The following is a 20,182-nucleotide window of genomic DNA, read 5'->3' as shown; positions in this document are numbered from 1 at the left end:
TCGCTCGCAATGACGCTGAAAGGCCGCGGCGTACTGGATCCCCCGCCTTCGCGGGGGACGACAAGTTGTCTTACGTCGAACGACTTCTTACGCCTTCGCCGGCCGCAGCATGCGCGTGATACCGCTGAACGCCTTGTCGATGACGGGCCAGAACAACAACACGATTGCGAGCGTGGTGATCGAGCCGACCAGCCCGTTCGACCAGAACACCTTGAGATCACCGCCCGCACCGATCATCGACAGGCGGAACGCGTCCTCGGCGCGGTTGCCGAGCACGAGTGCCAGCGTGAACGGCGCCAAGGGAATGCCGATCTTCTTGAAGACGTAACCGACCACGCCAAAACCCAGCATCAGCCAGATGTCGAACATCGCATTCTGGATCGCATAGGCGCCGATCGCGCACGACACCACGATCATCGGCGCCACGGCCGCAAACGGCACCCGCAGGATCGAGGCGAAGATCGGCACCGTCGTCAGCACCAGCACGAGACCGACGACGTTGCCGAGATACATCGATGCAATCAGGCCCCAGACGAAATCCTTATGCTCGACGAACAGCAGCGGCCCGGGGTTGAGCCCCCACACCATCAAGCCGCCGAGCAGGATCGCGGCGGTGCCGGAGCCGGGAATGCCGAGCGCCAGCATCGGCAGCAGTGCGGCGGTGCCGGAAGCGTGCGCCGCCGTCTCCGGCGCGAACACACCCTCGATGCGGCCCTTGCCAAAGCTGTCCTGGTCCTTGGAGAAGCGCTTTGCGAGATTGTAGCCCATGAAGGACGCGGCGATCGCGCCGCCCGGTGTTATGCCGAGCCAGCAGCCGATGAACGAGGAGCGGAACAGCGTCACCCAGTATTTCGGCAGGTCCTTCCAGACCGACAACACCACGCGCAAGGAAATGCCGGCGGCGTGGCCGCGCAGCGCGAGCCGCTCCTCCATGGTGAGCAGGATCTCGCTGATGCCGAACAAGCCGATCACGGCGACCAGGAAGTTGACGCCGCGCAGAAGCTCCGCCGAGCCGAAGGTCATGCGCAACTGGCCGGACACCGTGTCCATGCCGATGCCGGCGAGCAGCAGGCCGAGCGACATCGAAATAACCGTCTTGTGCTTGGCTTCGCGGCCGAGCCCGACGAACGAGCAGAAGGTCAGGAGGTACACCGCGAAGAATTCCGGCGGACCGAATTTCAGCGCGAAGGAGGAGATCATCGGCGCCAGGAAGGTGATCAGCATCACCGCGACCAGCGAGCCGATGAAGGACGAGGTGAACGCCGCGGTCAGCGCTTCCGCCGCCCTGCCCTGCTGCGCCATCGGATAGCCGTCGAAGGTGGTCGCGACCGACCAGGCTTCGCCGGGGATGTTGAACAGGATCGAAGTGATGGCGCCGCCGAACAGCGCGCCCCAGTAGATGCAGGACAGCATCACGATCGCCGAGGTCGGGTCCATCGTGAAGGTCAGCGGCAGCAGGATCGCCACGCCGTTGGGACCGCCGAGGCCCGGCAGCACACCGACGAAAATGCCGAGCACCAGCCCGAGCATCATCAGCAGCAGCGTCTTCCAGGTCAGCAGCACGGCGAAGCCGTGCATCAAGAGGCCCAATGCTTCCATTACAAGGCTTCCATCAGTTATTCCCAAGCAGTTCGTCATTGCGAGCGAAGCGAAGCAATCCATGGCGCAGCAAAGCAAGAATGGATTGCTTCGCTTCGCTCGCAATGACGGAAGGAGTCATGCCAAACCGGTCAGCGGCCGAGCGCCGCTTCGAGCGGGCCCTTTGGCATAATGACGTCGAAGGCAACGTCGAAGGTCACGAACATCACGGCGGTGAACACGAAGGCGGTGAGCAACGATTTCCACAGCGCGATCTTGCCGACCATGCGCATGAAACCGGAGATCAGGAGGAAGCTCGCGACATAGAGCCCGAGGAACTGCATGGCGAGGCAGAACAGCACCGTCGGCACGAACACCGCCATCACGCGGCGAAGCTGCGCCCGCGTCACGAAGGTTTCAGCAGCCTCCTTCCGCGAGAGGAACGCGGCGACCAGGCCATAGAGGCTGGCGCCGGCGAGGATGACCGAGAGATAGAACGGAAAGTACCCGGACTGCGGGCCGGTCGATTCCCAGCCGGCTCCCGTCCGCCAGTTGTCGTACCCGAGCGTCAGCGCAAGCGCGAGCAGCAGGAGGCAGACGACGACGTCGACCGCGCGAACGCTTGTCACCGCAGGCGAGTTAGCCTCGGGCGCGGTCGGATCCTCTACGACGATTTCGATGTCGGTATTGGACATGGAGACGGTGACCCCCGGTACGACAGACCTGAACGGGGATACGTGCCGATGTCGCCGGCGTCAATGTCCGCCGCTGCGCTCCGGGAATGCGCTCGCAAGTGCAGCACGCTCGGGACGAAGCAGGCCGCGCTCGGTGATCAAGCCCGTCACCAGCCGCGCCGGCGTGACGTCGAACGCGTAGTTGGCCACAGGCGAGCCCTCGGGAACCACACGCACGGTCTCGACGCGCCCGTCGGCAGTGCGGCCGGTCATGTTCGCCACTTCGTCGGCGCCGCGCTGCTCGATTGGAATCTGCCTGATGCCGTCATCGATACTAAAGTCGATGGTCGGCGACGGCAGTGCAACATAGAACGGCACGCCGTTGTCATGAGCGGCGAGCGCCTTCAGATAGGTCCCGATCTTGTTGCAGACGTCGCCATTGGCGGCCACACGGTCGGTGCCGACGATCGCGAGATCGACCATGCGGTGCTGCATCAGATGGCCGCCGGTGTTATCCGGGATCACCGTGTGCGGCACGCCGTGGTGGCCGAGTTCCCAGGCGGTGAGCGAAGCGCCCTGATTGCGCGGCCGGGTCTCGTCGACCCAGACATGAACCTTCAGGCCGCGGTCATGCGCGAGATAGATCGGCGCCGTCGCCGTGCCCCAGTCGACTGTGGCGAGCCAGCCGGCGTTGCAATGCGTCAGGACGTTGACGGGCTCGCCCGGCCCCTTCCTCGCCGCGATCTGTTCGATCAACGCCAGACCATGCCGGCCGATCCCCTGGTTGATCGCAACGTCCTCCTCGGCGATTTCGACCGCACGCTTATAGGCCGCCGCTGTTCGTTCCGACGCCGGCAACGGCCGGAGCAATCGCTGCATCTCGTCGAGCGCCCATTTCAGGTTGATCGCGGTCGGCCGCGCCGCCAGCAGCATGGCATAGGCGCGGTCGAGTGCCGCATCGGAAGCCTCAGTTCGCATGGCGAGCGCCATGCCGTAAGCAGCCGTGGCGCCGATCAGCGGCGCGCCGCGCACCAGCATGGAACGGATGGCCTCGGTCGCGTCCTCGGCGGTTGCGATGCGCGCCACCACGAATTCATGCGGCAGCCGGCGCTGATCGATCGCACCGATCGTCCAGCCGTCCTCCTCGAGCCAGATGCTGCGGAAATGCCGGCCGTCAACTTTCATGATCTCAGCACCCTGCCCGCCACCGCATCGAGCTTGGCGAGCAACTTGGGATCGCGCGCTTCCGGCGCGGTGATCAGGGCCGTATCCAGCGCCTTGTCCGATCCAACAGGGCACGGCTCATGCTCGCGCGGAAAATCGCTGGCGAGACGTGCAACGAGCGCCTTGGCCTTGCCGGCATTCGAGTTCAGCACGCGAATGATGTCCTGCACGGTGACAGCGTCGTGATCGGGATGCCAGCAATCGAAATCCGTGACCATGGCCACGCTGGCGTAACAGATCTCGGCCTCGCGGGCGAGTTTTGCCTCGGGCATGTTGGTCATGCCGATCACCGAATAGCCCTGCGCCTTGTAGGTCAGGCTCTCGGCGAGGCTGGAGAACTGCGGGCCTTCCATGCACACATAGGTACCGCCCTGCACCGCCGCGATGCCTTCGGCCTTGGCGGCGGCCGCCAGATGCACATGCAGCCGCGGCGAAACCGGATGCGCCATCGAGACGTGGGCCACGCAGCCCCTGCCGAAGAACGAAGTCTCGCGCCGGTAGGTGCGGTCGACGAACTGATCGACCAGCACAAAGGTGCCGGGCGGCAGTTCCTCCCGGAACGAGCCGCAGGCCGAGAGCGAAACCAGGTCGGTGACCCCCGCCCGCTTCAGCACATCGATATTGGCGCGGTAGTTGATGTCGGAGGGCGACAGCACATGCCCCTTGCCGTGCCGCGGCAGGAACGCGATCGGCAAGCCTCCGATGACGCCGCGCGTCAGGGCTGCGGACGGCTCGCCCCAAGGGCTCTTGATGGTCTCCTCGCGGACATCCTCCAGCCCCGGCAGGTCGTAGATGCCGGATCCGCCGATGATGCCAAGCACGGCACGCGTCATGACTTCTCCCAGTCAGGATTTCACTCAAGATGTTCGACTATACTGCGGCGCAATAATCAAGCATTGTCGCGCGGTTGCAAGAGGTCTCAAAATGCCGACCACGAAGGACAGGGAAAAGCGCCAGTCGATCATCGATGCCTGCCGCAGCATGAATGCGCTCGGCATCAACCAGGGCACATCGGGCAATATCAGTCTACGCCATGGCGATGGCATGCTGATCACCCCGACCAGCACGCCCTACGAGGCGATGAAGCCCGAGCAGATCGTGTTCATGGGCCTGGATGGCTCGCACGATCCTGCCCAGCGGCCGTCGAGCGAGTGGCGATTTCACCTCGACATCCTCAAGGCCCGGCCCGAAATCAATGCGGTGGTCCATGCCCACCCGACTTATTCGACGATCCTCGCCATCATGAATCTCGAAATTCCTCCGATCCATTACATGATCGCGTGTGCCGGCGGCGACACCATCCGCGTCGCGCCGTACGCGACCTTCGGCACGCAGGAGCTTTCGGAGCACGCCGTGCGCGCGCTGGAAGGCAGGCTGGCGTGCCTGCTGGAACACCATGGCATGATTGCGGTCGGCGCATCGCTTTCGAAAGCGATGTGGCTTGCCGTCGAAGTCGAAACGCTGGCCCGGCAATATCACGGCTGCCTGCAGATCGGGACACCGCGCCTGCTGCCAAAGGCGGAGATCGAAAACGTTCTCGGCAGGATCGCAGGGTACGGTCCTGCCGACAAATAGAAGCGATCGGCCTACTTCGCGACGAAGCCCGCTTCGTTCATCAGCGAGGCGTTGAGCTTGTCGTCCTCCTCGAGGAACTTCAGCATGTCCTTGCCGGTGAGGAAGATCGGCTTGAGCGCCTGCTTCTCCATATAGTCCTTGTACTCCGTCGTCTGCGTCACCTTCTGGAACAGGTCGACATAGAACGCCTGCTGCTCCGGCGTGACCTTGCCGGGCAGGAACATCGCGCGCAGCATCAGATACTGCACGTCGAGCCCTTCCTCCTTGCAGGTCGGGATGTCGTTCCAGGATTGCGTTTCGGTGACCTTGGTCTTGTAGGAGATACGCTCCTTGTCGAACACGCAGAGCGCGCGGACCTGACCGGCGCGCCAGACTTCCAGGTTTTCGGATGGATTGTTGACATTGGAGTCGGTGTGCTTGCCGACCAGTTGCGTCGCCGCCTCGCCGCCGGACTTGTACGGCAGATAGGAGAATTTCGCGCCGGTCTTCTGCTCCATGAACACGGTCAGCACGTGATCCTCGCGCTTGGAGCCGGTGCCGCCCATCTTGAATGGCGAGCCTGCCGCCTTGGCGGCCGCGATGAAGTCCTTCACCGTCTTCGGTCCGTCGGCATTGTCCCACAGCACGAATTGATCCATCGCAACGACCGACACCGGCGTCAGGTCACGCCAGTTGAAGGGGATCTTGGCCGACAGCGGCAGCATGTAGATCAGGGAATAGGCGATCAGGACCTTGTTGGCGTCGCCGTCGCTGGACTTCATGTACATCAGCGCCTCGGCGCCCGACGCCCCGCCCTTGAGCGATACAACCATCGGCTGCTTCATCAGGTTGTTCTTCTGGATGGCGGCCTGCATCATCCGCGCCATCTGGTCGGAGGCACCGCCCGCGCCGGCTGCGACCACGATTTCAACCGGTTTGGTTGGCTCCCAGGCGGCAAGCGCCGGGGTGCTTGCGATCATGGCCGTCAAGGCGGCCGCGGCTTTCAGCATCTGTCCCACGAGTTTCATCCCTATGTATTTGTAAGACTTTGTAAAATCAGACTTGCCTGGTCGCTACATCTTGCGAGCGAACCGGCGCGAGTTCAAGCTGCAGCGCAATGTACCGCCTATGACTTTCGCATAAGGCGCAGATCCTTCCACCAGGACCGAAGCTGCCTGCAGGCGATTCAATCTCGCCGCTTTTCCGTTGCATCGCTGTGAGCGGGCTCATTTAATGCACGTTATAAGGAAAATCAGGAGGAGGAGCTGAATGAGAAGGATTTTGATGGCTGTCCTAATGGGCACGGCGCTGACCCTCGCGGGGTGCGGACGGGATCCAGGACCGAAAGGGGATGCCGGCGCGCAAGGACCAGCCGGGCCGCAGGGCGCGCAGGGCCTGCAAGGCGTGCCCGGCGCTCAAGGGCAACAGGGCGCTCAAGGGCCACAGGGTCCCCAAGGACCACAGGGACCGCAAGGTGCGCCCGGCGCTAAAGGCGATCCCGGACCGGCAGCCGCTGCCATCAGGTCGGTTCAGGCCAGCGGCGAAGTCAGCTGCGATGCAAATGAAAACCTGGTGTCGGTGTTCTGTCCGTCTGGCGGTGCATCCGACGGCGCCAAGTGCGGCAGCGGCCCGGCCATCGGTCTTTGCCTCAAAAAGCCGTAGCCATCCCACTATGCTGTGATCGGACGAATGACGCGCCGGCGGGAAAGCATGAACGCGTTCGCGATTGGTTTGGCGCTGGCTTGCCTTGCCACCGTCGCGGACGCCGGGTCCTCAATCATCGGCGCGGGCTCTCAAACCTGCACGGCGTGGACCAACCGCAAGAAGAATGCGGTCGTCAAAGGAAGCTTTGAATCCTGGCTGGTTGGATTCATCAGCGGCCTGAACATCAGCGGCGAGCGGGACATGGTTGGCGGCGGCGACTTCGACGCGATCATCGCGTGGATGGATCACCGCTGCCGAGCCACACCTTCGGACAGGATAGGTATCGCGGCTCTCGATCTGGGCATGGAACTGGCAAAAAAGGCTGCCAAGCCATAGTGGACGGTTCTGACCGCTTGGTGCCCTACTTGCCCTTCCAGTTCGGCGTGCGCTTGTTGAGAAAGGCGTCCATTCCCTCGCGGAAATCCTCGCTCATATAGGCGCGCAGGATCAGGTCCTCGCCCTCGTCGCGCGTCAGCGTCCGCCGGATGCGGCGCACCGCTTCCTTGGTGACTTCGAGCGTGATCGGCGCATGGCTGGCAACGAGCTTCGCAGTCTCGTCGGCGCGGCGCTGCAGCGTCGCGACATCAGGCACCACTTCGTTGAGCAGCCCGAGCGCCAGCGCTTCCGGCGCCTCGATCAGTCTCGCCTTGAAGATCAGGTCCTTGGTCCGCGCCGGGCCGACCAGCGAAACCAGCCTGGAAATATTGGACATCGACAGGCAGTTGCCGAGCGTGCGCGCGATCGGAAATCCCATTCGCGTCGTCTCGGTGCCGATGCGAATGTCGCAGCACGCCGCGATTCCCGCACCACCACCGGTGCAGGCGCCGGCAATCGCCGCGATCGTCGGCACCCGACACGCCTCCAGCGCGCCGAGCACGCGATCGATCCGCGCTTCATAATCGAGCGCATCCTGAGCGGTCTTGAAGGCCCGGAACTGCGAAATGTCGGTGCCCGATGCAAACGCCTTGTCGCCGGCGCCGGTCAGGATCATCGCCTTGATCGAACGATCATTGTTGATGGTCTCGCAGATAACAGCCATTTGCTCGTACATGGCAAAGGTCAGCGCGTTGCGCGCCTGCGGACGGTTGAACGTCAGCCGGGCGATGCCGTCCTCGACGGAATAGATCAGGTCTTCGGTCGCAGCTACCGGAGCGTTCATCGCAGCTCTCTCTGTTTTTGTTTCGGTCAAACGATCTCAGGCGACGGCAGCCTTCGGCATCGCGACGACGTCGCGTCCCTTGAGCACTTCCATCGCCGCCAGTACGCCACCGCCGCGATGCGGCACCTTGGCGAGATCGAGACCCATCTCGACGCCCGACAGCGTACCCATCAGCATCAGGTCGTTGAAGTGTCCGATGTGACCGATCCGGAACACCTTGCCCTTGATCTTGTTCAGGCCGGTGCCGAGCGACATGTCGAAATTCTCCAGCACGACCTTGCGGAAATTATCGGCGTCATGGCCTTCCGGCACGACGACGCCAGTCAGCGCAGGCGAGTGCGCGCCCTGCTCCTGGCATTGCGTTTCCAGGCCCCACACCTTGATCGCCGCGCGCGTCGCAGCGCTGTGGCGCTTGTGCCGGGCGAAGACGTTCTCCAGGCCCTCTTCCTCGAGCATCTTGACCGCCTCGCGCAATCCGAACAGCAGGTTCGTTGCCGGTGTGTAGGGCCAGGTGCCGGCCTTGTTGATGGCGATGACTTCCTGCCAGTCCCAATAGGACCGCATCGCGGGATTGGCCTTCGCCACCGCGAGCGCCTTTTCCGATACGGCGTTGAAGCCGAGACCCGGCGGCAGCATCAGGCCCTTCTGCGACCCGGCGACCGACACATCGATGCCCCAGGCATCGTGCTCATACGCCAGCGATCCCAAACCAGAGATGGTGTCGACCATCAGCAGCGCGGGGTGATTGACGCGGTCGAGAATTTTGCGGACGTCCTGCGGATGGGTGACGCAGCCGGTCGAGGTCTCGTTGTGAACGACACACACGGCCTTGATCTTGTGCGCCTTGTCGGCCGACAGCCGCGCCTCGATCTGCTCGAGGTCGGCGCCGTGACGCCAGTCGCCGGGCAGGAAATCGACTTCGAGCTTGAACTTCTCGGCGATACCGCGCCACAGCACGGCGAACTGCCCGGTCTCCGCCATCAGCACCTTGTCGCCAGGCTGCAGCGTATTGACGAGGGCTGCCTCCCAGGCGCCGGTGCCGGACGACGGATAGATGATCACCGGCTGCTTGGTGCGAAACACCCGCTGCATGGCCGCCAGCGCGGCGTATCCGACCTCGGCAAATTCCGGACCCCGATGGTCCATGGTCGGCATATCCATGGCGCGCAGCACCCGGTCCGGCACGTTGGTCGGTCCCGGAATCTGCAGAAAATGCCGTCCAGTATGCACAGTCATGGGCGTCCTTCCCGGTCTGGGCGTTTCGAGCCGCTCGAATATCACCATTTGGCGGGCTTGTCGCCCGCCGGACGCGGCACGTCAATGCATAAGGACCAGGGCTGAAGCGACGCCCCAGCAGGCAGAGCTAGCTGCCGACTACCTTGAGATGCGCCGGGGAATTGCCTTGCGGGCGCTGCTCCAGATATTTCATCGCAGCATCGACGCCGCCGGCCCGGTACGGAATGCCGGCGACCGACAGCCCCATCTCCACGCCCGTCAGAGCTGCAAGCAAGGTCAGCTCGTTGCACTCGCCGAGATGACCGATGCGGAACACCTTGCCGGCCACCTTCGACAATCCGGAGCCGAGCGACATGTTGTAGTTGTCGAGCACCACCTTGCGGAACTGGTCGGCGTCATGCCCCGGCGGCATCAGCACGGCGGTGAGAACAGGGGAAAAGTCCTTCGGCTCCTGGCAGAGCACCTCGAGACCCCAGTGATTGACGGCGGCGCGCGTCGCGGCAGCGAGCCGCTGATGGCGCGCGAAGACGTTGTCGAGCCCCTCCTCAAGCAGCATCGCGATGGCCTCGCGCAGGCCATAAAGCAAATTGGTCGCGGGGGTATAGGGAAAGAAGCCATTCACATTCGGCTTTAGCATTTCCTCCCAATCCCAATACGACCGCGGCATTCTGTTGGTCTTGGCAGCAGCACGGGCCTTGTCCGAGATCGCGTTGAAGCCCAGACCGGGCGGCAGCATGAATCCCTTCTGTGAGCAGCTGACGCTGACATCGACCTTCCATTCGTCGTGCCGGTAGTCGACCGACCCGAGCGAGGAGATGGTGTCGACCATGAGCAAGGCCGGATGACCGACCCGATCCATCGCCGCGCGGATTTCGCCGATCCGGCTGGTGGCGCCGGTCGACGTCTCGTTATGAACGACCATCACCGCCTTGAGCGCATGCGATGTGTCACGCGCCAGCCTTTCTTCGATGGCCGCCGGGTCTGCGCCGCGGCGCCAGTCGCCGGGCAAGAAGTCGACGTCAATTCCCCAGCGCGCGGCCATCTGGCGCCACAGGGTGGCGAAGTGACCGGTCTCCACCATCAACACCTTGTCGCCCGGCGACAGGGTGTTGACGATCGCAGCTTCCCAGGCGCCGGTGCCCGATGACGGGAAGATCACGACCGGTCCAGCGGTCTGGAAAATCCTCTGGCTACCCTCCAGCACCGCCCGGCCAAGTTCGGCGAACTGGGCGCTGCGGTGATCGATCACGGGCATGTCCATCGCGCGAAGAACCCGGTCCGGGACCGGGCTCGGCCCTGGAATCTGCAGAAAATGCCGTCCTTGCCGCATGACAACCTCCCAAAAAGCGCATCGAGACTCATTTTGCATTCATTTTTTGTCTTATCAACCTAATTTTGGTATTCTATTTAGACCGTCGACGCCGTAGATTCCGCAAACTACCGTTATGCAAATGAAATCCACGATTCCCGAAAGCGGGATGCCGATCACCCAGCCCGACCGCCAGGAGGCCTCGCTGCACGGCGAAATCCTGCTGCGGCTTCGTGATTACGTGGTCGAAGGCAACATTCCAGAGGGTGCACGCGTTCCCGAACGGCAGCTCTGCGCGATGCTTGGAATCTCCAGGACGCCGCTGCGTGAGGCGCTCAAGGTTCTGGCTGCGGAAGGCTTGATCGAACTCCTGCCAAACCGCGGCGCACGCGTGCGCGAGCTTAGCGAGCGGGATCTGGAGGAGCTTTTCGACGTCATGGCCGGCCTGGAAAGCCTCGCCGGACGCCTTGCTTGCGAGGCCATCACGGACGAGGAAATCGCCGCGATCGAGCGGCTGCACTATGAGATGTACGGCCATTACCTCAATAGCGACATGCACGGCTATTTTCAGGTCAACCAACGCATCCACGAGAGCATCGTCGCCGCCGCGCGCAACGAAACCCTGCGCGCGGCCTACGACAGTTTTGCCGGCCGGATCCGCCGCGTCCGCTATTCCGCCAATTTCGCGCGCAAACGGCAGCGCTGGGGCGAGGCCATGCGCGAGCACGAAGCGATCCTGGATGCGCTGCGCCGTCGCGCCGGAAGCGAACTGAGCGACACCCTGTTCCAGCACTTGCGCAACAAGCGAACCGCAGCCATTGAACATCTGGCCGCGGCACGGGGCGCCACCACGGCCACGGTTGCGGGCAGCTAGCTGGCCTGTTATGAATTCATAATGTTGTTCATCTTAGAAAAAGTGCATAATCCCATTGAGGGGTTACAACAGCCCTCCAGGATCGCTTTGGATTTGGGATGAAAAACGCCTCGACGCTCCAACGACGCCTGCGGTCAAATCTGACCGGCGACGTGTTTTTCGATGCCTTCAACCGCGGCCGCTATGCCACCGATGCCTCGTTCTACCAGATCATGCCGGCGGGCGTCGTGGTGCCCCGCAGCATGGACGAGGCCCTCAAGGCGCTCGCCATTTGCCGGGACGAGGACCTGGTCGTCACCCCGCGCGGCGGCGGCACCTCGCAGTGCGGCCAGACCGTCAACGAGGGAATTGTCGTCGACTTTTCCAAGCACCTGAACCGGGTGCTTTCGCTCGACGTCGAAAACCGCATTTGCGTGGTCGAGCCCGGCATCGTGCTCGACGATCTCAACCGCCAGCTCAAAAAGCACGGGCTGTGGTTTCCGGTCGACGTCTCGACCGCTTCGCGCGCCACCATCGGCGGCATGGCCGGCAACAATTCCTGCGGCGGCCGTTCGCTGCGCTACGGCACCATGCGCGACAACACGCTGTCGATGGATGCAGCGCTGGCCGACGGCACGCTCGTCCATTTCGGCGAGGTGCCGCGGGATCTGGCGCGGGTGAATTCGCCCCAGACTGGGCTCGAACTGTTTCGCGATATGCTCGATCTCGGCGAGCGCGAGGCCGCCGAGATATCCGAGCGATTTCCAAAGGTGCAGCGCCGCGTTGGCGGCTACAATCTCGATGCGCTGGTACCGCGCAATGCACCGAACAACATGGCGCATCTGCTGGTCGGCTCCGAAGGCACGCTGGCGTTCACGACGCAGGTCGAACTCAAGCTGTGGCCGGTCATCCGCAACAAGGTATTGGGTGTCTGCCATTTCGGCAGCTTCTATGAGGCGATGGACGCGGCGCAGCATCTGGTGAAGCTGCGGCCGATCGCGGTCGAGCTGGTCGACCGCACCATGATCGCGCTCGGCCGGGACATCGCGATGTTCAAGCCCGTGATCGAGGCGACCGTGCGCGGCGATCCGGATGCGCTGCTGATCGTCGAATTTGCGGAAGAGGATCAGTCCGACAATCTGCAAAAGCTGAAGCAGCTTTCCGAATTGATGTCAGACCTCGGTTTCGGCTGGAACCATCCGCAGCGCAAATGGGGCGGTGTGGTTGACGTCATCGAACCTGTGACGCAGGCGGCAATCGCGGATTTCCGCACCTCCGGCCTTAACGTGATGATGTCGATGAAGCAGGAGGGCAAGCCGGTCTCCTTTGTCGAGGATTGCGCCGTGCCGCTGCCGCACCTCGCCGACTATACCGAGCGGCTCAACGCCATCTTCGCCAGGCACGGCACGCGCGGCACGATGTATGCGCACGCCTCCGAGGGCTGCCTGCATGTTCGCCCTGTGCTCAATTTGAAGCTCGATAAGGACGTCAAGGCGATGCGGGCCATCGCCGAAGAGACGTTCGAGATGGTGCGCGAGTACAAGGGCTCGCACTCCGGCGAGCATGGCGACGGGCTGGTTCGCTCCGAATTTCACGAAGCGATGTTCGGCTCCCGCATCGTTGCCGATTTCCGCGAGGTCAAGGCGCGTTTCGATCCGAACAATCTGCTCAATCCCGGCAAGATCGTCGACCCACCAAAAATGGACGATCGTTCGCTGTTTCGTTATCGGCCGGACTATCGCGTCGCAGAACTCAAGACCGCGCTCGACTGGTCGGCCTATCCCGGCGCCGGCGGCGGCTTTCAGGGCGCGGTCGAGATGTGCAACAACAACGGCGCCTGCCGAAAACTCGAGGGCGGCGTGATGTGCCCGTCCTACCGCGCGACCCGCAACGAGAAGGACGTTACGCGAGGCCGCGCCAACACGCTGCGGCTGGCGATCTCGGGCCAGTTGGGTCCTGACGCGCTGGCTTCAGATGAAATGATGGACACGTTCAAACTCTGCGTCTCCTGCAAGGCCTGCCGCCATGAATGTCCGACTGGCGTCGACATGGCCAAGATGAAGATTGAGGTGCTGGCTGCGCGTGCGGAGAAACACGGCCTTTCGCTGCGCGACCGGCTGGTCGGCTATCTGCCGCGTTACGCGGATCTGGCGTCCCGCTTCGCCCCGCTCGCCAACTGGCGCAACAGCAGTCCGTTGCTGCGCACGCTGTTCGAGAAACTGGCCGGCATCAGCGCCAAGCGCGCCCTGCCCGCGTTCCGTCGCGACGTGTTCAAGGCCGATGCTGAGGTCTTCGGCCCCGCCGGTGGCCTTGAGGTTGTGCTGTTCGCCGATACGTTCAACCGCGCCTACGAGCGCGAGAATCTCGACGCCGCCTTGCGTGTTTTGGTTGAAGGCGGATATCGCGTGCATATTCCAAAACCTGTCGACCGCGCCCGTCCGCTGTGTTGCGGGCGGACATTTCTCTCGGCCGGTCTGGTCGAACAGGCGCGCAGCGAACTGGACAGGCTCGTCACGACCTACGCGCCGTTCGCCGCGCGCGGCGTACCAATCGTGGGATTGGAGCCGAGCTGCCTGCTGACGCTTCGTGACGAACTGCTCTCGCTCCGCTCGGACAATGATGCCAGGAGCGTCAGTGCACACGCATTGCTGTTCGAGGAGTTCCTTGTTCGCGAGGCGGAGGCCGGCCGCCTCAAGCTGTCACTCGGTGCGGTCCAGGCAAAAGCGCTGGTTCACGGCCACTGCCATCAAAAGTCATTCGGCGCATTCAAGCCGGTCGAAAAAATACTTCGCCTCGTTCCCGATCTCAGTGTCGAAACCATCGAATCCAGTTGCTGCGGCATGGCCGGCGCGTTCGGCTACGGCGCCGACACCTATCAGGCCTCGATGGAGATGGCCGAGCTATCGCTGCTGCCGGCGGTACGCCGCGCCGACGCGGCCACGCTGATCGTTGCCGACGGCACCTCGTGCCGGCACCAGATCAAGGATGGCACGGACCGTGCCGCACTGCACGTCGCCCGGGTGCTTGCGATGAGCCTCGACAACGCGCGGCCCAACCATTAATCCCGCTCAATCGCAAAAGGAACTGATCTATGGCTGAACTCACCCTCGACATCGCTAGCAAGATTCTCGATGCCGCCCTGGCGAAAGGCGTCGAGATGAAACTGAAGCCGCTGGTCATCACCATTCTGGATGCCCGCGGCTGTGTGAAGGTCACGGCGGCGCAGGATGGCACCAGCCTGATGCGGGCCGAAATCGCACACGGCAAGGCTTATGGCGCGCTTGCGATGGGCATGGGGTCGCGGGCGCTGTTCCAGCGCGCCCAGGAACAGGCCTATTTCGTCGGCGCGGTGAATGCGCTGGCGCAGGGACGTTTGGTGCCGGTGCCCGGCGGCGTGCTGATCCAGGGTGACGGCGGTTTGCTCGGCGCCGTCGGCGTCAGCGGCGACACGTCGGACAATGACGAAGCCTGCGCTGTCGCGGGCATCGAGGCCGCCGGACTGAAGGCAAGCACGGGCTAGTCACCGTCCCGGCCATGACGGTTTGCGCTTCTCGCCGAAGGCCTTGAGGCCTTCCTTGGCGTCTTCCGTCATCGCCAGCAACGCGATCTGGCTTTCGGTATAGGCGATGCTCTCGTCGAACGACATCGATGCGATGGCGCGCATGGCGTATTTGCCGCGCCGGATCGCAGTCGGCGACTTGTCGACGATGCGGCTGATCAGCCAATCGACCTTGGCGTCGAGCTCGGCCGCCGGCACCACGTAGTTCAGAAGTCCGGTAGCCTGCGCGGTTGCCGCATCGAACGGCTCGCCGGTCAGCGACCATTCGCTGACCAGCCGCTTTGGCGCGATCGACTGCAACAGGCTCAGCACCTGCATCGGGAACACGCCGACCTTCACTTCGGGCAAACCGAAAATCACATGATCGGCGGCAACCGCCATGTCGGTCATGCACAACAGACCCATGCCGCCGGCCATGCAGACGCCGCCCACGCGTGCGATCGCGGGCTTGGTGGCGTTCTGCGACAGCCGCAGCAGATCGGCGTAGTCGACATTCGGCCGGGAAAAATCCATCGCGAAGGCGGCGCCGCTATTCTGCAGGTCGGCGCCGGCGCAAAACGCCTTGTCGCCTGCGCCCGTCAGCACGATGACGCGGACGTCCTTGTCGTCATGGGCGTCGCGATAGCCGCGCGCGATGCCGGCGACCACGTCGGCATTGATGGCGTTGCGCTTGTCCGGCCGGTTGATGGTAATCCAGAACGCCTGTCCGCGCTTTTCGCGTATCACGCTGCTCGTATCATTCATTGTCCCGCTCGCCTGTCTGCTGTTGCCTTGCAACATTTGCGGCAGGATGGCGGTGGACTGCAAGCGGGAATTCGGTGACCGGGGTACCGGACGCTGTAGTACGACCAAACGGGGGGGCTCCAGGCCCCAAACATTTTCTGAAATTTTCCATTCCGATGGGTGTTAGTGTGATGACAGGACCACCGACGGAGAGCGCCATGAAGAGCATGACTTATTTCATTTCGACGATCCTGATCCTTGTCGGCGTGTCAGGCAGCCTTTCGGCAGCCCGCGCCGAGACAATTACCCTGAAGGCAGCTCTCAAGGGATCAAACGAAGTTCCACCCAACAACAGTCCGGCATCCGGCGAAGCGACGGCCACTTTCAACACCGAAACCAAAGCGCTTTCGTGGACCATTACCTTCAACGATTTGACCGGACCCGCCGTTGCCGCGCACTTTCACGGACCAGGCGAGCCCGGCAAGAATGCCGGAATCGTACTCCCGTTCAAGAGTGCGCAAAGCCCGATCGAAGGTACGGCCGTACTTTCTGATGCGCAGGTTGCAGACCTGATCGCTGGCAAGTGGTACGCAAACATACATACCGCCGCCAACCCCGGTGGCGAGCTACGCGGCCAAATGGTGAAGCAGTAGACTAAGCGACCAGGGCGGCCTGCCCGACGGCCTCTTTGGCGCGAGCGCTGGACCGGCGGGCTTGCAGGAGTTCGCTGAAGTTCGGAAATGGCACAGGGGGCGAGACGACATAACCTTGTCCCTCCTCGACGCCGCAGGCTATCAGGGCCTGAATTTGCTCTGATGTCTCGATTCCCTCGGCAACAACGGTCATCCGAAGATCATGCGCAAGACGCACCAGCATGGCGACGATCGATGCCGCCGCCTCATCCTCCGTGATGGTATCGACGAAGAACTTGTCGATCTTGATCGTGTTGGCGCCGAGCCCCTTCATCTGGGACAGGCCGCTATTGCCGACGCCAACGTCATCCATTGCGACCCGAAAGCCGAATTCGCGCAACTCCCTCACCACAGAAGCGGCTCGTTCAAGATCAGGCAGTTCGCTCCGCTCAGTCACTTCCAGCACAATCTGGCGAGGAGACACCTTTGCAGCAAGAACCACGCGGCGAAGGCTCTCGATGAACCCCTCGCTTAGCAGGTGCCGAGGCGCGACATTGAATGACATCTTGAAATTCTTGTCTTCGCGAAGAAGGGGCCCGGCTTCCCTGAGGGCCGTCGACAATATCTGCCATGTCATCGGCTCAATTCGTCCGCTCGACTCGGCGAGCGGAATAAAATTGATCGGAGAAACGATGGTGCCGTCGCTACGTATCCACCGGGCCAGCACTTCACATCCGACAATTTCGCCAGAGCGGAGATCAAACGTCGGCTGGAAGAACGGCTTGAACTCGTGCCGCGCCAGAGCCTGGTCGATATCGGCTATCGGCCCCTCCAGCCTGGGCCTCGTCTTGGTCAGAAGAAATCCAAAGGCAATTCCCAGCCCCAACGCGATGAACATCGTCGGCCAGTATGCTTCGTTGTTCCACCGCTGCAATACACCGGTGTCGACGCGAATAATTGCTTCGAGCGGATAGTGGGTCGAGGCATTGGTGATCGTGACCGAATGGGACGACCCATCGTGACTCGCAGGAAAACGTACGACCTCCAGGCCGGTATTCAACCGCAGTAATACTTCGCTGTGGGCCCGCAGTTCCGCAGGCATGATGTCGAACAGGTACGAATTGATTCCCAGAATGGCTACGACCGAACTCTTCTTGTCGATATCGCGTAGGACGCCGAGCGCTACACCGCTGAATTGATCAACCCGAAACAGCAGCAGGCGGCCGTCTTGAGACGGTAACATGTCCGCGCGGTCGACCCATCCGCTGTCAAACTCCAGCGTCTCGGAGTAGGCCGAACAGATCACCGATCCATCGCGATTGACCAGCCGTATGTCCTTTACGGTTGAGCGTTGATAAACCTGAAGGCGGACGCTTTGCAGCGTTCCCGGATCACAATTCAGCGTTCCCTTGCCGGCAAGTTCGTCGAGCGTGGCGGCTCCAAAGCTGACGGCGACTTCGGCGCGTCGCAATGCAACATCGGCCAACTCTTCGAGCTGCCGCTTTTGATGCCCGTCGATGACGGCTTTCGCAGCGAAATGTCCGGCAGCGAGGAATAAGCCCACGCTTGCCGCCAGCATTGCTACGTGGGTAACACTGGGCCGCCGCCAGGCCATCGGACACGCTCAAGCCATGAAAATGAACCCGACGGTAGGTCCCGGGCTCTAAGATTCAGTTTAAGACGTCCGGGTTCTGCTACCGTGAGTTGGAAGCGAGCCGATGATTGAAGTTAGCAAAAGGTAAACAAAAGAGGCACGCGCCCGTATTCCTGGTCGAATGACCGTACGCGAGCGTGCTATGCCGGGCGCGTTCGCTTGTGCAGGCTGCCGTCGGATCAGATCGCAGGCGCGGCCTTCTTCACCCAGACCTTGTTGTCATGGAATGCCGCGCCGCCGATGGGAGCAATGGCCTCGGCCCCGGTCAGCATGTTGATGCCGCGGCCGCCGATATGGGCCTTGTTCGGATGGATGGACTCGGCGATCAGCACACCGCGGCGCACACCGTCAAACAGTTTCACGGTCAGCGTGGTTTCACCTCGCGTATTGCCGAGCGTCACGGCGCCGCCATCGGCGATCGAAAGGGCGGCCGCGTCTTCCGGGTGCATCATCACCGTCGGCGCACCCTCGCGGGCCTGCGATCCCGGCGTCTCGTTGAAGCTGGTATTGAGATAGCTGCGTGACGGCGAAGTGGCGAGGCGGAACGGATGTTTCTCATCCGCCTCCTCGATGATGGTCCAGTGGTCCGGCAGCGACGGCATCTGCGCCCAGGGGCCGAGGCCCGGATTGCCGACCGGCGGATTCGCCCAATCGGCCTTGAAGTGGAATTTCTTGTCCGCATGCGCGAAGCCATCGAGGTAATGCGAGGTGCGGAAATCCGGCTGGATGTCGCGCCACAGATCCGATTCCAGCGTTTCGATATCGCCGTGGCCGCTCTTCTTCAGCGTCGCATCAATCAGCTCGCGCGGCGTCATCTCAAACGCGGCATGCACGGCGTTGAGGCGGCGGCCGAGGCCTTGCAGCACCTCATGGTTGGAGCGGCACTCGCCGGGTGGATCGATCAGCTTGGCGCCGACCGAAATATGCCCGTGGCCGCCGCCGTAGTAGAGATCGTCGTGCTCCATGAACATCGTGGCCGGAAGCACGATGTCGGCCATAACGGCCGTCTCGGTCATGAACTGCTCATGCACCGCGACGAACAGATCTTCGCGCGCAAAGCCCTTTCGCACGAGTGCCTGTTCGGGCGCCACCGTCACCGGGTTGGTATTCTGGATCAGCATCGCCTTGACCGGCGGTCCACCCTTCAAGGCTTCGGCGTCGCCGGTCAGGATACGCCCGACCTGGGACTGATCGAGCCAGCGGGTCGCGCGGTCGATCGCGTCATGCCCCTCGATGATGGATTCGTCGAACTTCCAGATCGAAGCATTATTGAAGAAGGCGCCGCCACCTTCATACTGCCAGGCTCCCGTCACCGCCGGGATGCATAGCGCTGCATGCATCTGCGCCGCGCCGTTGCGGCTGCGGGTAAAGCCGTAGCCGAGGCGGAAGAACGAGCGTTTGGTTTGGCCGACAACGCGCGCGAATGCCTCGATCTCTTCCACCGGCACGCCCGAGATCGCTGAAGCCCATTCCGGTGTGCGGGTCGCGAGGTGCGCCTCGAGTTCGTCAGGACAATCGGTGTAGCGATCCATATAGGCGCGATCCGCGTAACCCTCGCGGAACAACACGTTCATGACGCCGCAAGCGAAGGCGCCATCGGTACCCGGCCGGAGCAGTATCTTGATATCGGCCTGCTTCATGGTGTCGTTGTTGTAGATATCGATCGCAGCGATCTTCGCGCCGCGCTCCTTGCGGGCGCGCGAGGCGTGGGTCATCACGTTGACCTGGGTATTCACCGGGTTGGTGCCCCAGATCACAACGAGATCGGAAACCCCCATCTCGCGCGGGTCGACGCCAGCGATCTTGCCAGTGCCGATGGCAAACCCGATGCGCGCGACGGTCGCACAGATGGTGCCGTAGAAACGGGAATACTTCTTCACATGCGCGAGGCGATTGATACCGTCGCGCATGACGAGCCCCATGGTGCCAGCATAGTAGTAGGGCCAGACAGACTGAGCGCCGAATTCACGCTCGGCCTGATCGAAACGCGCGGCGATTTCGTCCAGCGCATCATCCCATGAAATCCGCGCGAACTGGCCCGAACCCTTTGGTCCGGTACGGCGCATCGGATGGAGCAGCCGGTCAGGGTGATGAATGCGCTCGGCGTAGCGCGCGACTTTTGCGCAGACAACGCCCGCCGTGTAGGTCTGAACCTTGGAGCCGCGGACCCGGCCGATCGAGCGGCCGTCGATCACCTCGATGTCAAGCGCACAGGCCGACGGACAGTCGTGCGGACAGGTGGAGTGGCGGATATCGACCTTGGCATGCTGGTTCATGCGTTTCTAGGTAACATCAAACGCCGCGGTCGCCGAGAGGGTTTGTC

17 protein-coding genes are annotated in these 20,182 nt (G+C 62.7%); 6 read left to right on the top strand and 11 right to left on the bottom strand.

Translation table 11 applies throughout. The annotated features are described in order from the left end of the window. Positions 1–87 precede the first annotated feature (87 nt). The 4 genes from KIP88_RS21875 to KIP88_RS21860 form a co-directional block, all read right to left on the bottom strand. Entirely contained in the window at positions 88–1,599 is a 1,512-nt protein-coding gene (locus tag KIP88_RS21875) for a tripartite tricarboxylate transporter permease (protein ID WP_214490048.1), read from the bottom strand. Between the two features lie 131 nt (positions 1,600–1,730). Continuing rightward, positions 1,731–2,273: a tripartite tricarboxylate transporter TctB family protein gene (locus KIP88_RS21870; protein WP_214490047.1), complete on the bottom strand. Its 543-nt coding sequence runs from the start codon at positions 2,271–2,273 to the stop codon at positions 1,731–1,733. A 60-nt stretch (positions 2,274–2,333) separates the two neighbouring features. After that, positions 2,334–3,437, bottom strand: a complete 1,104-nt coding sequence (gene mtnA / locus KIP88_RS21865) for an S-methyl-5-thioribose-1-phosphate isomerase (protein WP_214490045.1) — start codon at positions 3,435–3,437, stop codon at positions 2,334–2,336. Beyond that, complete coding sequence (locus KIP88_RS21860) at positions 3,434–4,309, bottom strand: S-methyl-5'-thioadenosine phosphorylase (protein WP_214490043.1); 876 nt, start codon at positions 4,307–4,309, stop codon at positions 3,434–3,436. Before KIP88_RS21860 ends, mtnA begins: the two co-directional genes overlap by 4 nt. A 91-nt stretch (positions 4,310–4,400) precedes the next feature. Here KIP88_RS21860 and KIP88_RS21855 point away from each other — a divergent pair, with 91 nt between their 5' ends. Continuing rightward, a complete protein-coding gene (locus KIP88_RS21855; protein ID WP_214490041.1) occupies positions 4,401–5,051 on the top strand; it encodes a class II aldolase/adducin family protein in 651 nt (216 codons plus the stop codon). An 11-nt stretch (positions 5,052–5,062) separates the two neighbouring features. On the opposite strand, the gene KIP88_RS21850 is transcribed toward KIP88_RS21855, so the two are convergent. After that, positions 5,063–6,040, bottom strand: coding sequence for a tripartite tricarboxylate transporter substrate-binding protein (locus tag KIP88_RS21850; protein ID WP_249790937.1), 978 nt, complete (start codon positions 6,038–6,040; stop codon positions 5,063–5,065). Positions 6,041–6,740: 700 nt separating this feature from the next. Between KIP88_RS21850 and KIP88_RS21845 the strand changes: the two genes are divergently transcribed. Then, positions 6,741–7,070, top strand: a complete 330-nt coding sequence (locus KIP88_RS21845; protein ID WP_214490038.1) for a hypothetical protein — start codon at positions 6,741–6,743, stop codon at positions 7,068–7,070. A gap of 25 nt (positions 7,071–7,095) precedes the next feature. Here KIP88_RS21845 and KIP88_RS21840 read toward each other — a convergent pair whose 3' ends face one another. The 3 genes from KIP88_RS21840 to KIP88_RS21830 all read right to left on the bottom strand — a co-directional run bounded on the left by KIP88_RS21840 (position 7,096) and on the right by KIP88_RS21830 (position 10,459). Next, complete coding sequence (locus tag KIP88_RS21840) at positions 7,096–7,893, bottom strand: enoyl-CoA hydratase/isomerase family protein (RefSeq protein WP_214490036.1); 798 nt, start codon at positions 7,891–7,893, stop codon at positions 7,096–7,098. Between the two features lie 36 nt (positions 7,894–7,929). Then, entirely contained in the window at positions 7,930–9,129 is a 1,200-nt protein-coding gene (locus KIP88_RS21835; RefSeq protein ID WP_214490034.1) for an alanine--glyoxylate aminotransferase family protein, read from the bottom strand. Positions 9,130–9,256: 127 nt separating this feature from the next. Further along, on the bottom strand, positions 9,257–10,459 hold the full coding sequence (locus KIP88_RS21830; RefSeq protein ID WP_214490032.1) for an alanine--glyoxylate aminotransferase family protein: 1,203 nt from the start codon (positions 10,457–10,459) through the stop codon (positions 9,257–9,259). 121 nt (positions 10,460–10,580) lie between these two features. Between KIP88_RS21830 and KIP88_RS21825 the strand changes: the two genes are divergently transcribed. The 3 genes from KIP88_RS21825 to KIP88_RS21815 all read left to right on the top strand — a co-directional run bounded on the left by KIP88_RS21825 (position 10,581) and on the right by KIP88_RS21815 (position 14,811). Next, complete coding sequence (locus tag KIP88_RS21825; protein WP_214490031.1) at positions 10,581–11,312, top strand: GntR family transcriptional regulator; 732 nt, start codon at positions 10,581–10,583, stop codon at positions 11,310–11,312. Between the two features lie 98 nt (positions 11,313–11,410). Beyond that, complete coding sequence (locus tag KIP88_RS21820) at positions 11,411–14,353, top strand: FAD-binding and (Fe-S)-binding domain-containing protein (protein WP_214490029.1); 2,943 nt, start codon at positions 11,411–11,413, stop codon at positions 14,351–14,353. A 29-nt stretch (positions 14,354–14,382) separates the two neighbouring features. Further along, complete coding sequence (locus KIP88_RS21815) at positions 14,383–14,811, top strand: heme-binding protein (protein WP_214490028.1); 429 nt, start codon at positions 14,383–14,385, stop codon at positions 14,809–14,811. Here KIP88_RS21815 and KIP88_RS21810 read toward each other — a convergent pair whose 3' ends face one another. Beyond that, complete coding sequence (locus KIP88_RS21810) at positions 14,812–15,594, bottom strand: enoyl-CoA hydratase/isomerase family protein (RefSeq protein ID WP_214490026.1); 783 nt, start codon at positions 15,592–15,594, stop codon at positions 14,812–14,814. A gap of 206 nt (positions 15,595–15,800) precedes the next feature. Between KIP88_RS21810 and KIP88_RS21805 the strand changes: the two genes are divergently transcribed. Next, positions 15,801–16,226 (top strand): CHRD domain-containing protein, encoded by a 426-nt coding sequence (locus KIP88_RS21805; RefSeq protein WP_214490062.1) that lies wholly within the window; start codon positions 15,801–15,803, stop codon positions 16,224–16,226. Between the two features lies 1 nt (position 16,227). On the opposite strand, the gene KIP88_RS21800 is transcribed toward KIP88_RS21805, so the two are convergent. Together KIP88_RS21800 and KIP88_RS21795 are read right to left on the bottom strand one after the other, a co-directional pair. Further along, entirely contained in the window at positions 16,228–17,820 is a 1,593-nt protein-coding gene (locus KIP88_RS21800) for an EAL domain-containing protein (protein WP_214490024.1), read from the bottom strand. A 218-nt stretch (positions 17,821–18,038) separates the two neighbouring features. After that, positions 18,039–20,135, bottom strand: a complete 2,097-nt coding sequence (locus tag KIP88_RS21795) for a molybdopterin oxidoreductase family protein (RefSeq protein WP_214490023.1) — start codon at positions 20,133–20,135, stop codon at positions 18,039–18,041. Positions 20,136–20,182 lie beyond the last annotated feature (47 nt).

Origin of the sequence: Bradyrhizobium sp. SRL28 (genome assembly GCF_018596315.1) — a bacterium.
GTDB lineage: Bacteria > Pseudomonadota > Alphaproteobacteria > Rhizobiales > Xanthobacteraceae > Bradyrhizobium.
The sequence above is the reverse complement of the archived record's forward strand: the minus strand, read 5'-3'. Positions and strand labels throughout refer to the sequence as shown.

What these genes read in the sequence shown, in the direction of transcription:
- KIP88_RS21875 (WP_214490048.1), bottom strand. Translation starts at nt 1,599, where the DNA reads ATGGAAGCATTGGGCCTCTTGATGCACGGCTTCGCCGTGCTGCTGACC.
- KIP88_RS21870 (WP_214490047.1), bottom strand. Translation starts at nt 2,273, where the DNA reads ATGTCCAATACCGACATCGAAATCGTCGTAGAGGATCCGACCGCGCCC.
- mtnA (WP_214490045.1), bottom strand. Translation starts at nt 3,437, where the DNA reads ATGAAAGTTGACGGCCGGCATTTCCGCAGCATCTGGCTCGAGGAGGAC.
- KIP88_RS21860 (WP_214490043.1), bottom strand. Translation starts at nt 4,309, where the DNA reads ATGACGCGTGCCGTGCTTGGCATCATCGGCGGATCCGGCATCTACGAC.
- KIP88_RS21855 (WP_214490041.1), top strand. Translation starts at nt 4,401, where the DNA reads ATGCCGACCACGAAGGACAGGGAAAAGCGCCAGTCGATCATCGATGCC.
- KIP88_RS21850 (WP_249790937.1), bottom strand. Translation starts at nt 6,040, where the DNA reads ATGCTGAAAGCCGCGGCCGCCTTGACGGCCATGATCGCAAGCACCCCG.
- KIP88_RS21845 (WP_214490038.1), top strand. Translation starts at nt 6,741, where the DNA reads ATGAACGCGTTCGCGATTGGTTTGGCGCTGGCTTGCCTTGCCACCGTC.
- KIP88_RS21840 (WP_214490036.1), bottom strand. Translation starts at nt 7,893, where the DNA reads ATGAACGCTCCGGTAGCTGCGACCGAAGACCTGATCTATTCCGTCGAG.
- KIP88_RS21835 (WP_214490034.1), bottom strand. Translation starts at nt 9,129, where the DNA reads ATGACTGTGCATACTGGACGGCATTTTCTGCAGATTCCGGGACCGACC.
- KIP88_RS21830 (WP_214490032.1), bottom strand. Translation starts at nt 10,459, where the DNA reads ATGCGGCAAGGACGGCATTTTCTGCAGATTCCAGGGCCGAGCCCGGTC.
- KIP88_RS21825 (WP_214490031.1), top strand. Translation starts at nt 10,581, where the DNA reads ATGAAATCCACGATTCCCGAAAGCGGGATGCCGATCACCCAGCCCGAC.
- KIP88_RS21820 (WP_214490029.1), top strand. Translation starts at nt 11,411, where the DNA reads ATGAAAAACGCCTCGACGCTCCAACGACGCCTGCGGTCAAATCTGACC.
- KIP88_RS21815 (WP_214490028.1), top strand. Translation starts at nt 14,383, where the DNA reads ATGGCTGAACTCACCCTCGACATCGCTAGCAAGATTCTCGATGCCGCC.
- KIP88_RS21810 (WP_214490026.1), bottom strand. Translation starts at nt 15,594, where the DNA reads ATGAATGATACGAGCAGCGTGATACGCGAAAAGCGCGGACAGGCGTTC.
- KIP88_RS21805 (WP_214490062.1), top strand. Translation starts at nt 15,801, where the DNA reads ATGACTTATTTCATTTCGACGATCCTGATCCTTGTCGGCGTGTCAGGC.
- KIP88_RS21800 (WP_214490024.1), bottom strand. Translation starts at nt 17,820, where the DNA reads ATGGCCTGGCGGCGGCCCAGTGTTACCCACGTAGCAATGCTGGCGGCA.
- KIP88_RS21795 (WP_214490023.1), bottom strand. Translation starts at nt 20,135, where the DNA reads ATGAACCAGCATGCCAAGGTCGATATCCGCCACTCCACCTGTCCGCAC.